At 70.3% G+C, this 12178-nt stretch carries 12 protein-coding genes; 7 read left to right on the top strand and 5 right to left on the bottom strand.

Annotated features, from left to right (window positions below):
• The first annotated feature begins 18 nt into the window (after positions 1-18).
• The 6 genes from CDO81_RS20945 to CDO81_RS20920 all read left to right on the top strand — a co-directional run bounded on the left by CDO81_RS20945 (position 19) and on the right by CDO81_RS20920 (position 3952).
• A complete protein-coding gene (locus CDO81_RS20945; protein ID WP_088485184.1) occupies positions 19-699 on the top strand; it encodes a glutathione S-transferase in 681 nt (226 codons plus the stop codon).
• A 99-nt stretch (positions 700-798) separates the two neighbouring features.
• Positions 799-1095 (top strand): YlcI/YnfO family protein, encoded by a 297-nt coding sequence (locus CDO81_RS20940; protein WP_241517083.1) that lies wholly within the window; start codon positions 799-801, stop codon positions 1093-1095.
• Positions 1092-1406: a type II toxin-antitoxin system RelE/ParE family toxin gene (locus CDO81_RS20935; protein ID WP_088485183.1), complete on the top strand. Its 315-nt coding sequence runs from the start codon at positions 1092-1094 to the stop codon at positions 1404-1406. The genes CDO81_RS20940 and CDO81_RS20935 overlap by 4 nt, the downstream gene beginning before the upstream one ends.
• 82 nt (positions 1407-1488) lie before the next feature.
• Complete coding sequence (locus CDO81_RS20930) at positions 1489-1971, top strand: GreA/GreB family elongation factor (protein ID WP_088485182.1); 483 nt, start codon at positions 1489-1491, stop codon at positions 1969-1971.
• A 132-nt stretch (positions 1972-2103) separates the two neighbouring features.
• A complete protein-coding gene (locus CDO81_RS20925; protein WP_088485181.1) occupies positions 2104-2322 on the top strand; it encodes a hypothetical protein in 219 nt (72 codons plus the stop codon).
• Between the two features lie 175 nt (positions 2323-2497).
• On the top strand, positions 2498-3952 hold the full coding sequence (locus CDO81_RS20920) for an ATP-binding protein (RefSeq protein WP_088485180.1): 1455 nt from the start codon (positions 2498-2500) through the stop codon (positions 3950-3952).
• Positions 3953-4083: 131 nt separating this feature from the next.
• Here the strand turns inward: CDO81_RS20920 and CDO81_RS20915 are convergent, their stop codons facing one another.
• Genes CDO81_RS20915 through CDO81_RS20905 form a run of 3 tightly spaced genes read right to left on the bottom strand, consistent with a single transcriptional unit; the run spans position 4084 to position 9775 of the window.
• The gene (locus tag CDO81_RS20915; RefSeq protein ID WP_088485287.1) at positions 4084-5184 is read right to left on the bottom strand and encodes an S-(hydroxymethyl)glutathione dehydrogenase/class III alcohol dehydrogenase; all 1101 of its coding nucleotides are present in this window, start codon (positions 5182-5184) and stop codon (positions 4084-4086) included.
• A 2-nt stretch (positions 5185-5186) separates the two neighbouring features.
• A complete protein-coding gene (locus tag CDO81_RS20910; RefSeq protein ID WP_158218372.1) occupies positions 5187-7313 on the bottom strand; it encodes an FUSC family protein in 2127 nt (708 codons plus the stop codon).
• A gap of 14 nt (positions 7314-7327) precedes the next feature.
• Positions 7328-9775, bottom strand: coding sequence for a tetratricopeptide repeat protein (locus CDO81_RS20905; protein ID WP_158218371.1), 2448 nt, complete (start codon positions 9773-9775; stop codon positions 7328-7330).
• Between the two features lie 149 nt (positions 9776-9924).
• Here CDO81_RS20905 and CDO81_RS20900 point away from each other — a divergent pair, with 149 nt between their 5' ends.
• Positions 9925-10686 carry an SDR family oxidoreductase gene (locus CDO81_RS20900; RefSeq protein WP_088485177.1) on the top strand — a complete coding sequence of 254 codons (762 nt, stop codon included), beginning with the start codon at positions 9925-9927 and terminating at the stop codon, positions 10684-10686.
• Between the two features lie 3 nt (positions 10687-10689).
• On the opposite strand, the gene CDO81_RS20895 is transcribed toward CDO81_RS20900, so the two are convergent.
• Both CDO81_RS20895 and CDO81_RS20890 read right to left on the bottom strand, forming a co-directional pair.
• On the bottom strand, positions 10690-11652 hold the full coding sequence (locus CDO81_RS20895; protein WP_088485176.1) for a Bug family tripartite tricarboxylate transporter substrate binding protein: 963 nt from the start codon (positions 11650-11652) through the stop codon (positions 10690-10692).
• A complete protein-coding gene (locus CDO81_RS20890; RefSeq protein ID WP_088485175.1) occupies positions 11649-12173 on the bottom strand; it encodes a MarR family winged helix-turn-helix transcriptional regulator in 525 nt (174 codons plus the stop codon). The genes CDO81_RS20895 and CDO81_RS20890 overlap by 4 nt, the downstream gene beginning before the upstream one ends.
• Positions 12174-12178 lie beyond the last annotated feature (5 nt).

Below are 12178 nucleotides of genomic sequence, written 5' to 3'. Positions count from 1 at the left end.
CTGAAGCAGAAAGGCCCCATGAAGCTCTACATCGGCAACAAGAACTACTCGTCCTGGTCCATGCGCAGTGGTGTGCTGCTGGGGGCGTTCGGCATTCCTCATGACGAGGTGATGCTGCGGCTGGACTTCACGCCCGGCGCCGCCTGGCGGCAGGAACTGGCCGGCGTGAGCCCCGCGGGCAAGCTGCCGGTGCTGGTGGACGATGACGGCTTTGCGGTCTGGGACTCGCTCGCCATCACCGAATTCATCGCCGACGCCTACCCCGACCACGCCATCTGGCCGCGCGACCGCCAGGCCCGTGCACGCGCTCGCAGCCTCTGCGCCGAGATGCATGCCGGCTTCACGCAGCTGCGCACGGTCTGCCCGATGAACATCGAGGCCTTCCTGCCGGAGGTCGGCCAGACGCTGTGGGCCGACGACGAGGCCTTGCGCGCCGACGTCACGCGCCTGGACGCAGCCTGGCGCGAGGCCCTCGCCGCCAGCGGCGGCCCCTTCCTGTTCGGCGAATTTGGCGCGGTGGACGCCTTCTTCGCGCCCGTGGCGATCCGGTTGAGCCGCTTCAGCCTGCCGGTGTCCGACGCTGCCGCCGCCTACCGCGACGCCCTCCTCGCCCACCCCGCCGTGGAAGACTGGGTGGCCGGCGCCATGCGCGAGCAGGACTTCCTGCCGGCGGCGGAGCCTTATCGCACGGCGCGTTGACCGCTGCGCCACGCGCCCGATCGACCGGCAACTCAGCCATGGCGATTCGCCGCATGCCGTCAGGACGAACTCGCCACGGGTTCATCGGTTGAGTTCGTAGTGCATCTGCACTACGATGCCGCCATGAAAACTGCGGTCATTCCTCAAGTGCGTGTCGAAGCAGAACTGCGGGCCGGGCTCGATGCGGTGCTTCGCCCAGGCGAGACGCTGACCGACTTCGTTGAAGTGGCGGTACGCAACGCAGTCGAGTACCGGCAGGTCCAGACAGACTTCGCCTCGCGATGCGCAGCGTCTCTGGCTGACTATGAGCGCACCGGCAGGTCCATCCCTGCAGCGCAGGTCATCGGCAAGCTCGAATCTCGGCTGGCCAAGCGCCGCAAGCAACTTGGCGGATGAGCTACGTCGTTGAATTCACGCAAAGTGCTGAAGACGATCTGATACGGCTGTACGACTTCCCGCTCGATCGCGCTGAAACGCTCGAAGAACTCGACGTGGCCGAAGAAGCGATCAACGTCATTCGACAGGTCGCGTTGAGTCATTTGTCGACGACGCCTTACAGCTACCGCAAGGTCGGAGTCCGATCGACCCTGCGGGAACTCATCATTCCGTTCGGCAGCACGGGGTACGTGCTTCGCTTCGACATCCGCTCGCCCCAGCTGGTGCTCGTGATCGGTGCGCGCCATCAGCGCGAGGAAGACTTTCATTGACGGCAGGGCGCCGCGGCAGGCGCACCTCCTGCCGCGGCAGTTGAGCGTGGGCACCTTGCTCTCCTGCTCAGACAATATTCCCATGGACAAACGCTGGCTCCAGCAGCAAGTGCTGGAACGACTCGCCGCCGACCTGCTGCTGACCGAGCAGGCAGCACTCACCGCCCACGAGACGGCGACCCACGAAGAGAACATCGCCGAGAACAAGTACGACACGCTGGGGCTGGAGGCTGCCTACCTGGCCACCGGCCAGGCGCGACGGGCCGAAGCCATCCGGCAGGCCATCGCGGCGTGGCAGCAGTTCCGGCCGCGCGCGCACGACGACACCCTCGGCATTCAGGTCGGTGCAGCCGTCTGCCTTGTCGACGCCCAGGATCGGCGGCAGTGGGTGTTTCTCGGTCCACCTGGGGGCAGCATGAAGCTGGAATGCAGGGGCCAGCCGATCCAGGTGATCAGTGCGGACGCACCGCTCGGGCGGGCCCTGCTGGGCAAGTGCGTGGGAGATGACATCTCCACGGAGATCGAGCCCCACCGCTTGCAGTTCGAGGTGCTGCAGGCGACATGAGCAGCTGCCGGCGGTTCGCACGGAGCAGCACGGGACGGCGCGATCGCGATGCCGGGGTACCGTCCTACACCGCCCGGTGCAGCACTCGCGCACCATGGTGACAGGCCCGATTTGCCCACGCCACCTGCCACCATGTCTTTGCACAAGCTCACCGTGACGTTGTTGCTCACAGCGACGCTGGTCCTGGCGCTGGGGTATGTCTCGACCTTTCCGAGCCAAGCCGAGCAGGGCGCCCTCCCACCCGCGGGCGGCGTCCTGGAGTCGGGCGATGTTCGCGATGCCCCTGGCCAGCCCACCGAGGCAACGGAGCCGCAGAACGCGCGCCAGGCCAGCATGAGCGCGTGGGCTTGAGCGCTGCGAGCTGACGCGCCCTTTGAGCGCCAGGCTCGGCCCCCCTAGGCCCGGGTGGGGGCCGACATGCAAGCGTCAGTAAACTTTCGCCCCTGTCGGCGGCCTGCTGCACCAGGGCCGCATAACCACGTCCAAGGAGCGCCACCTGCGCCCAGCCAGAACATCGCGTGCCCTGTTGTCGGCACATCGGCAGCAGACCCTGTCGACCGTATCGGGCTACCTCGCCAGCTTCGGGCTGTGGGCGCTGGCTTACGTTGGTCGTTTCGCGCTGGTCGGCAGTCTGCCGCCGCAAGGCTTTCCATTCCTCACCTTCTTCCCTGCGGTCATGCTGGCCGCGTACTTCTTCGGTCTGGGGCCGGGTTTGCTCTGCGCTGCACTGAGCGTCGTCGCGGCCTACGTTTCCTTCATTCCACACAGCCAGCCCACCCTCACCGGTCTGGCCACGGGCGACATGATTGCCCTGAGCTTCTTCAGTTCCATCCTGCTGGTGGACTGCATCGTGCTGCACCTGCTGCGCCGCTCCCGGCAACTGGCTGCGGAGCGAGAGCGTGATTTGCGAGAACTCACCAGCAACTCGCCCGACGTGCTCACCCGCTTCGATCGCAGTTACAGGCATTTGTTCGTCAGCGCCGCCATCGAACGCCTCACCGGCCGCCCCACCTCGGACTTCATCGGCAAGACCAACCGCGAGCTGGGCATGCCAGCCGAACTTTGCGCCCCGTGGGAGCAGGCGCTGGAAACCGTGTTCCTGGAAGCGCGCACCGTTTCCTTGCGGTTCACGTATGAAGGCGCAGTCTTTGCTGCCACGCTGGTGCCGGAGTTTGACGTCAGCCGGGAGGTCGTGAAGTCGGTGCTGGGGGTCACCCGCGACATCTCCGAGATCGAGCGCCACCAGCGCACTCTCGAAACGCACGACCGGCAGAAGGATCACATGCTGGCCACAGTCGCCCATGAACTGCGCAACCCGCTGATGACGTTCTCGGCGGGCGTGACGTTGCTGGAGAAGCTGCAAGATCCGCCTGCAGCCGTGCAGCGGACCATCGCTGCCATGCGGCGGCAGACGACCCTGATGTCGCGGCTGGTCAGCGACCTGATGGACCTCAATCGCATTCGCGCCGATCTGGTCGAGCTCAACCGGACAGACGCCGACCTGAAGACCATCCTGCAAGCCTCACGGGAAGTGTCTGCCGAGCTTGCCCAGCAGAAGCACATCCACCTGGAGCTCCGACTGCCCAGCGAGGACATGAAGCTCGACGCCGATACGAGTCGTCTCGTGCAGGTCTTCTGCAACCTCATCACAAACGCCATCAAGTTCAGCGACGAAGGCAGTCAGGTGGTCATTCAAGCCGAGCCCCGCGAAAACTCATATGAGGTCCAGGTCAGGGACCAAGGCGCCGGCATCGAGGCCGATCAGCTCGAAGCGGTCTTCGAACCCTTCGTCCAGGCGCCAGCGGGCCGTCAGCAGCAGTCCGGCCTGGGCTTGGGCCTGGCCCTTGTGAAGCAGGTGGTTCGGCTGCATGCAGGCACCGTCTCGGCCGCCAGCGAGGGCCTCGGGCGCGGCGCGACCTTCACCGTCTCGCTGCCTCGCAGCCGGCCTGGCCTGGAGGCACTGGCGAGCGCGCCCGGCTGACGAGTCGGCGCACAGCAGACCCGAGCCTCTGGTGCCAGCCGGCGCCGATCAAGGCCAACCTGCAGCCGGGCCTTTTCGGCCGCCTGTCACTGCAAGTGGCGCCTGGTCGACGAGGCGCCTGCCGGGCCCTGTCAGAACTCCACCACCGCGCGGATCGACTCGCCGCGGCGCATCAGCTCGAAGCCCTCGTTGATCTGCTCGAGCTTGAGCTTGTGCGTGATCAGCTCGTCGATGTTGACCTTGCCTTCCATGTACCAGTCGACGATCTTGGGCACGTCGGTGCGGCCGCGGGCGCCGCCGAAGGCCGAGCCTTCCCACTTGCGGCCCGTGACGAGTTGGAAGGGGCGGGTGGAGATCTCGGCACCCGCCGGAGCCACGCCGATGATGATGCTGCGGCCCCAGCCCTTGTGGGTGCACTCCAGCGCCTGGCGCATCAGCTGCACGTTGCCCACGCACTCGAAGGAGTAGTCGGCGCCGCCGTCGGTCATCTGGATGATGTGGTCGACCACGTTGGCCACGTCCTTGGGGTTCACGAAGTCGGTCATGCCGAAGCGGCGTGCCATGGCCTCGCGGCCGGGGTTGATGTCGACGCCGATGATGCGGCCGGCGCCCACCATCTTGGCGCCCTGGATCACGTTCAGGCCGATGCCGCCGAGGCCGAACACCACCACCGTGGCGCCCGCCTCGACCTTGGCGGTGAACAGCACCGCACCGACACCGGTGGTCACGCCGCAGCCGATGTAGCAGACCTTGTCGAACGGCGCATCCGGCCGGATCTTGGCCAGCGCGATGCCCGGCACCACGATGTGGTTGGAAAAGGTGCTGGTGCCCATGTAGTGGAAGACCGGCTCGCCGTTGAGGCTGAAGCGCGAGGTGCCGTTGGGCATCAGGCCCTTGCCCTGCGTGGCGCGGATGGCCTGGCAGAGGTTGGTCTTGCGGCTCAGGCAGAACTTGCACTCGCGGCATTCCGGCGTGTAGAGCGGGATGACGTGGTCGCCCGGCTTGAGCCAGGGCACCTTGCTCTCCAGCACGACACCGGCGCCTTCGTGCCCCAGCACGGCGGGGAAGAGGCCTTCGGGGTCGGCGCCCGACAACGTGTATTCGTCGGTGTGGCAGATGCCGGTGGCCTTGACCTCGACGAGCACCTCGCCGTCGCGCGGGCCCTCCAGGTCCAGGGTTTCAATGGTCAGCGGTGCGCCGGCCTTCCAGGCGACGGCAGCGCGGGTCTGGATGCTCATGGGTGTGCTCCTGTGGGGGAATGAAGTTGATGGAGGGCGATGACAAGTTCGCGCGCCTCGCTGCGGCACAGCCGCAGGCGGCGCAGCAACCAGGGTGTGACGTCGTGCTGGCCGACATGCTCGGGCCAGGCACCGGCATCGGCGTCGGGCGGTTCGGGGGGCAAGGCAGCCACGAGGGTATCGCCTTGCAGCGCCTGCACGCAGGCCTCGCGGGCCTGGGCCAGCGCGGGCTCGGCGCGGCTGGCGTCGAGCCGGTCGACGCGCCGCTGCACCTGGTGCTGCACCGCGCCCAGCAGGGCCATCAGGCGGTAGCCATGGCTGAGCGCTGATTCGATCTCGGCCTCGGGCAGCCGCACGCTCTCGGGCTCGACCCGCGTGCGCTGGGCCGCGGCCGCCAACGCCGCCAGCGCGGTATAGGCCTGCTGCCGGCTCAGGCGCTGAGCGAGTTGTTCGTCAGCACCCGGCTGCCAGCGCAGCATGTTGCCGGCATGCCGGGCCAGTGCAGCACGCAGCTGCTCGGCCAGGCGTGGCACGGCGGCGCGCTCCCAGGACGGCAGCACGAAGCTGAACAGCCAGGCCAGGATGGCACCGAGCACCGTGTCGGCCAGACGCTCGACGATGGCGGGGTTGCTGCCGGGCGCGAGCATCAGCGGCTGCAGCAGGGCCATCAGCGTGGCGGCCGTGGCGGCCACGCGGTAACGACGGTTGACGTAGGCATGCGCCGTCCCCACCGCGGCAATGAAGCACAGGCTCAACAGCGGCACCCACTCCACGTGCGCCAGCAGCATCACCAGCAGGCAGCCCTGCACCGTGCCGATGATCCGCTCGTTGCGCCGCGAGATCGTCTGCTCCAGGTTGCCGCGCAGCACCACGGCCACACTCAGCATCAGCCAGAAAGGGTGGGCTGACCACGGCAGGAAGGCGCCCAGCGTGTAGGCCAGCGACAGGGCCAGGGCCGAGCGCAGCGCATGCCGCATGACGCCGGACTGCAGCGTCAGGTGAGGCTTGAGCGCCGCCAGCGGCCAGCCCTCGGGCGAGACGAACGGCGCGAGTCGCTCCGGCGTCCAGGGCGTGTCAGGATTGTCGCCCGCCGCCTGGCGCGCCACCATGGCCGAGACGTCATCGAGCATGTGCCCCAGGCGCGACTGCAGGGCCGACACCACATGCACCCGCGAGTCACCGGGCGGCGCGCTCACGTCAGCCAGCCGCGACGCCAGTTGCGCCCGCCAGGCATCCGCTGACACCTCCGGCAGCGGTGCGCCCGACACCAGCGTGTCGGCCAGCGCCGCCAGCACGTCAGCGAGATGGCGCAATGTGTCGGCCAGCGCGGCGCGCCACTGGCGGCCGGGGAAGTCCTGGCCGAGCAGCTCGGTGTCGAGCCGGCTGGCCAGCAGCAGGTCGCGCAGCTCGATGAGGCCGAGCACGAGGTCCGTCTGGCGGCGGCTGCGCGGCGAGCGGCGGGCGGCAAACACCTGGTCGCGCGCCGCCTGCAGCGCGTCGGCCAGCTGCACGTCGTCGGCAATCGAGGCGCGGATGCGGGCCTCGTCGGGGCTCACTGCCAGCGCGATGCGCTGGGCCCGCGAACGCAGCCGTTGCACGGTGGCCCGCAGGGCCTGCGCCAGGGCCAGCTCGCGCAGCCGATGGCGCAACACCACCGCCGCCGCGCGCGCCCAGCCGGCGTAGACCAGGCCGCCCAGTCCCACCCACATCGCATGCACCCAGGGCGAGGTGGCGCCGGCCGTGCGGTCCCAGGCCATGGCGAACACCATGGCCAGCACCGGAGAGAACGACAGCGGGCCGGCGCGCAGCCCCCAGGCCAGCGTCATCAGCGACACGAAAGTGACCATCGCAATGACAGCGACCGTCCACGGCAACGAGCCGTCGGTCAGCCCCACCAGCAAGGTGACCAGCGCCGCCGCGCCCGCCGCCGGCAGCACCCGTGGCAGCACGCGCTGCGGCGGGTTGGGCAGGTCGGTGAGGCTGGCGCAGACGGCCCCGCCCACCGCCGCAAGGCCCGCTGTCTCGCCGAACAGTCCGCCCACCGCGAGATGCGTGGCCGTGACGCCCAGCGCCACGGACAGCCCGTTCAGATGTGCGGCCTCCAGCCGGCGCCAGGTGCGCATCGCCCTGATCGCTCTCATGGCAGCAACTGCGCCAACACCTGGCGTTCGCTGGCCGGCAGTTCATGCACCGAGTACCAGGCCGATTTCTCCGGCCGGTACAGGTACTGCGGCGGCGTGCCCCGGGCGATGCGCTCGCGCACCGGCGCGATGACGGCCTGCGACGCCTCGGCCTGGCCCAGGGCCCGCAAGGCGGCGGCCTGCACGATGGCGGCCAGGTCGCTCCACGGGCCCTGGGCCAGCGCGGCGGCGCTGCCGCGGCGCGCGGCTTCGGCGTCACCCGTGGCCAGCGCCAGCCAGGCCTGCAAGGCGAGCAAGTCGGGGTCGGCGGGATCGAGCAGCAGGGCCTCTTTGATCTGGCCTCGTGCCGCATCCAGGCGACCGGCGCGCAGCAGGTCCAGCGCGTAGTCGCGGCGCAACGGCACGAGCCCGGTGCGCAGGCGCAGCACGGCGTCGTACTGCGCGAAGGCCTCGTCCCAACGCGCGGCCAGGGCCAGCGTGGCGGCCCGGCCCCACAGGGCCTCGGGCTGGTCGCCCTGGTAGGCCAGCACCGCGTCGTAGGCCGCCAGCGCCTCGGGCACCTGGCCCAGGCGCCGGTGATGGTCAGCGCGCGCGAGGTCAACGCGGAAGCGGTCTTCGCCCTGCAGCACGTCGCGGTCGCGCATGAGTGCGGGCAGCACGTCCGTGGCCAGCGGCCGGCCGGTGTGCCACAGCGCATCGGCCACGCCCACCCGCAAGCTGCCGCTGCGCGGATGGGCCGCCAGCGCCTGCTCGGCCAGTTGGGCCACCGCCGTGGCATCACCCGCGATGGCCAGCGCGTTGAGCTGAGCCGCCAGTGCGCGCTCGTCCTGCGGCGCCAGGCGTAGCGCCCGGGCGAACAGTGGCCGGGCGGCCGACAGCTGGCCCTCCTCCAGCTTCTGGTTGCCAGCATTGACGAGCGCGATCGGCAGGCTCGCGCGCGTGTCGCGCTGCGCGAAGAAGCGCTGCACGGCGGCGCGCAGCGCGGGGTCGATGGCGATCAGCCGCTCCCGCACGATCTCGCGACCGTCGTAGGCATCGCGCCTGGGCGAACTCTCGGCATTGGCGCCCTCGGCGAAGTACTCCCACACCGACCCGCCGGCGTAGCGCGACAGGAAGCCCTGACGCGTCGCGGCATCCCGCGCCTTGGCCTGCTGGTACAGCGCCTCGATCTCGCGCGACTGGTCGGCCGTCAGCACGCCATGCACCTGGTGCGTCAGCTCGTGGAGCACGGTGTTGTACTTGTCGAAGATGCTGCGCTCGACGTCCTCGATGCCGGTGACGGTGAAATGCCCGCCCATGCCGCGCACGTCGTCCCACAGCCGCGAGTCGTAGTCGATGCGCGCATCTTTCAGCGCCTGGGCCTGCGGGGTTTCAGACAGTCGCATCCACATCGGCTTGATGTAGTGCGTGGCGCCACCCGCCACCAGCACCGGGATGAAGGCCTTCCACGGGGCGATCGACATCGCGACCCGCTTGCGATGGCGCGGCGAGAGATCGCGCCAGTTCAGCACATAGCGCTCGATGCCCGGCACCACCGGCATGGGCGTGGTCGCAAAGCGGCGCTCCGCCTCGGCCCGGTGCACGTCGATGCGCAGCCGCTGCGACTCCAGCGCCTTGGCGGCGATCGCATGCGCGCGGCCCAACTGCGGGCAACGCTCGAGCACCGCCAGACTCAGCCGCAGTGCGCCATCGAAGTCGCCGCGGTCGAAGGCATCGGACGCACGCCGCACGTCAGCCATCAGCGGCCCGAAGCGAGGGCCGAGCCGGTTGGCGAGCTGGCTGTAGTTCTCTCGGGCGTAGCCGTTGCCGAGCAGGTAGTGCGCCATCTCGTGATGGCGATTCAGCGCGAGCGCGCCTTCGGCCGCCGCGATGGCGTCATCGGTGCGGCCCAGGCGGATCAGCGTCTCGGCCAGGGCCGAGAGGCCGTCGGCGGTGCGCTCGGCCGCAAGGCTCTCTTCGAGCCTGCGCAGCGAGGCATCGAACTCGCGCAGCTGGTAATGCCGCTGGCCCAGTCCGCGCAACGCCTGGGCACGCTCGGCGGGTTGGCTGGCCCGGGCCAGCGCGCGCTCGAAGCAGGCCAGGGCACGGTCGAAGTCGCGCAGGTCCAGCGCCAGGCGGCCGGCGGCGAGCAGGTCGACAGCCTCGGCCCGTTCGTCTTGCAGTACGCCGCGCGTGCGTCGGTCGATGGCGGCGCCGTCATCGCGGGCGAAGAGCCAGGGGTAGATGAGCGCCCGCTCGACGGCGTCCGGCGCGGGCTTGCGCAGCAGGGCCTCCAGCTCGGGGCGGGCGCTGACGTAGTGCTGCTCGATGAGCAGCGTCTGCAGCCGGGTCAGGTCGGCGGCCTGCGCAGCCGCCGGGGCGAGTGCCAGGCTGGCCGCGAGCGCCGCAGGGAGAACAACAGCAAAGAGGCCGCTCCAGCGAACGACCGGCGTGCGCAAGGGCATGCGGGGGGCTCCTACAAGGGCCGCCATGCTAGCCCCTGCGGCCCAGCCCCCGCCGGGACGAGGGCGAGATTTGCAGGTCCGAAACCAGCGCGACGCCCTCACCGGTGCCATGCAGAGTGCGGCTCACGCATCACTCCCCGACCGACACCATGCCCCTGCAAGGCAAGACCCTGCTCATCACCGGCGCCAGTGCCGGCATCGGCCGCGCGACGGCCCTACTCGCTGCCGCCGAGGGCGCACACCTCGTGCTCACCGCCCGCCAGGCCGCCCCCTTGCAGGCCCTGGCCCAGACCATTCACGACCGCGGCGGCCGGGCGGCCGTGCTGGCCGGCGACGTGGGCGACGAAGGCCATGCCCACCGGCTCGTCGAGCTCGCGGTGCAGCGCTTCGGCCAGTTGGACGCCGCCTTCAACAACGCCGGCTCGCTGGGCGCGCTCGGGCCCACGCCGGAGGTCGCGCTCGAAGCCTGGGAGGCCACGCTGCGCACCAACCTCACCGCCGCCTTCCTGGCGGCGAAGGCGCAGATCCCGGCGCTGCTGGCCGCGGGCGCGGGCAGCCTGGTGTTCACGGGCACCTTCGTCGGCCACACGGCGGGCTTTCCGGGGGCTGCGGCCTATGCCGCCAGCAAGGCTGGGGTGGTGGGCCTGGTGCAGGCGCTGGCGACCGAGTTCGGGCCGCGCGGCCTGCGCGTGAATGCGCTACTGCCCGGCGGCACCGACACCGCCATGGGCCGCCAGATGAACCCCACGCCGGAGGGCCTGGCCGCCGTGGCCGGCCTGCATGCCCTCAAGCGCCTGGCCGAGCCGGATGAGATCGCGCGGGCGGCGCTCTTCCTGCTGTCGGGCGCGTCCTCGTTCATGACGGGCGCCGCCATGCTGGTGGACGGCGGCGTGTCGGTGAACCGGAGCTGAGGCTCAGTCGTCCGACGAGAAGCCGGAGGCCTTGACCACCGGGCCCCAGTACTCCCGCTCGGCCACCAGCCGCTTGGCGTAATCGGCGGGTGCGAGGCTCAGCGGCTCGAAGCCCAGCTTGGCCAGGGCCTCGACGACGCTGGGCTCGCGCACCGCCGCGCGGGCGATGTCGGCCAGCTTGTCGACCACGGCCTGCGGGGTCTTCGCGGGCACGAACAGCCCGTAGCTCTCCACGCCGACGATGCCCTTGAAGCCCTGCTCCTCGAACGTGGGCACGTCAGGCGCGAAGCGCGACCGGGCCTTGTCGGTGACACCCAGCAGGCGCACCCGGCCGCTGGGCAGGTGGGGCAGGAAGTCGCCGATGGAGAAGCAGCCCGACGCGATCTGGCCGCCCATCAGGTCCTGCATGCCGGGGGCGGCGCCGCGGTAGGGCGCGTGCGTGAGCTTGAGGCCGGCTGCATGCTCGAACTGGTTGCCCAGGAAGTGCGGCATGGCGCCGGCTGCGGGTGAGGCGTAGGCCGCCTTGTCGGGGTTGGCCTTGGCCCAGTCGGCGAACTGGGTGAGGGTCTTGACGCTGGCCGGCACCATGGGACCAACGCCGAAGCCGCAGGTGGACAGCGCCAGCGGCGCCACGGGGATGGCGTCCGTTGCGGGGTTGTAGGCCAGCTTGCGGTAGGCGTGCGGATAGATGGTGAACATCGACGACGGGCTGATGAGCAGCGTCTGGCCGTCGGGGGCGGCGTCCTTCAGGCCGGCGATGGCGATGCGCCCGCCAGCGCCGACCTTCTGCTCGACGATGACCGTCTCGGCCAGCTTGCCGCGGCTGAATTCCGCGAAGCGCCGGGCGGTGGTGTCCACCGATCCGCCGGCCGGGAAACCGACCAGGATGCGCGGTGGCTGGCCCTGGGCGCGGGCGGCAAGTGGCAGGGCCGCAAAGGCGGCAAGGAGGTGGCGGCGGTCGATCATGGGGCTTGTCTCCTGGGGTTGTTGTCGGGGGCGGTGCTCTGCGCGGTGGCGGCCCAGGCCAGGCGTTCCAGCCCGGCCTTGAGCGCCGGGCCCTGCTCGCCCAGGGCGGCCAGCAGGGCACGGTCATGTTCGGCAACGGCCGCCTCCAGCTTGGCGAGGCGGCGCCTGCCGGTGGCGGTGAGATACAGGCCCCAGGCGCGTGCGTCGCCCGGGGTGTCGCGGCGCTCGGCCCAGCCCTTGGCCGTGAGCCAGTCGGTCAGGCGCAGCGCGCCGCTGCGGTGCAGGCCCATGGCCTGGCCGAGCAGGCCCTGGCGCATGCCGGGGTTGCGGGCAATGAGCACCAGCGCCGCGAAGCGCTGCGGGCTGACGTCCCAATCGGCCGTGGCCCGGTAGAAGTCCAGGTACAGCGCGTTCTGCGCGCGGCGCAGCGCGTAGCCCAGCAGCTGGTCGAGCAGCCCGTAGTCCACGCCCGGCACGGGCAGCATCAGGCCTTCGGGATCGGGGCTGTCGGTCTTGGTCACGGGGT

The organism is Roseateles puraquae (assembly GCF_002205845.1).
GTDB lineage: Bacteria > Pseudomonadota > Gammaproteobacteria > Burkholderiales > Burkholderiaceae_C > Pelomonas > Pelomonas puraquae.
This window is presented reverse-complemented; position numbering and strand designations above follow the sequence as displayed.

Bases quoted from the DNA above. Each gene is read 5' to 3' on its own strand.
- CDO81_RS20945 (WP_088485184.1), top strand. From the start codon at position 19: ATGAAGCTCTACATCGGCAACAAGAACTACTCGTCCTGGTCCATGCGC.
- CDO81_RS20935 (WP_088485183.1), top strand. From the start codon at position 1,092: ATGAGCTACGTCGTTGAATTCACGCAAAGTGCTGAAGACGATCTGATA.
- CDO81_RS20930 (WP_088485182.1), top strand. From the start codon at position 1,489: ATGGACAAACGCTGGCTCCAGCAGCAAGTGCTGGAACGACTCGCCGCC.
- CDO81_RS20925 (WP_088485181.1), top strand. From the start codon at position 2,104: ATGTCTTTGCACAAGCTCACCGTGACGTTGTTGCTCACAGCGACGCTG.
- CDO81_RS20910 (WP_158218372.1), bottom strand. From the start codon at position 7,313: ATGCGCACCTGGCGCCGGCTGGAGGCCGCACATCTGAACGGGCTGTCC.
- CDO81_RS20905 (WP_158218371.1), bottom strand. From the start codon at position 9,775: ATGCCCTTGCGCACGCCGGTCGTTCGCTGGAGCGGCCTCTTTGCTGTT.
- CDO81_RS20900 (WP_088485177.1), top strand. From the start codon at position 9,925: ATGCCCCTGCAAGGCAAGACCCTGCTCATCACCGGCGCCAGTGCCGGC.
- CDO81_RS20895 (WP_088485176.1), bottom strand. From the start codon at position 11,652: ATGATCGACCGCCGCCACCTCCTTGCCGCCTTTGCGGCCCTGCCACTT.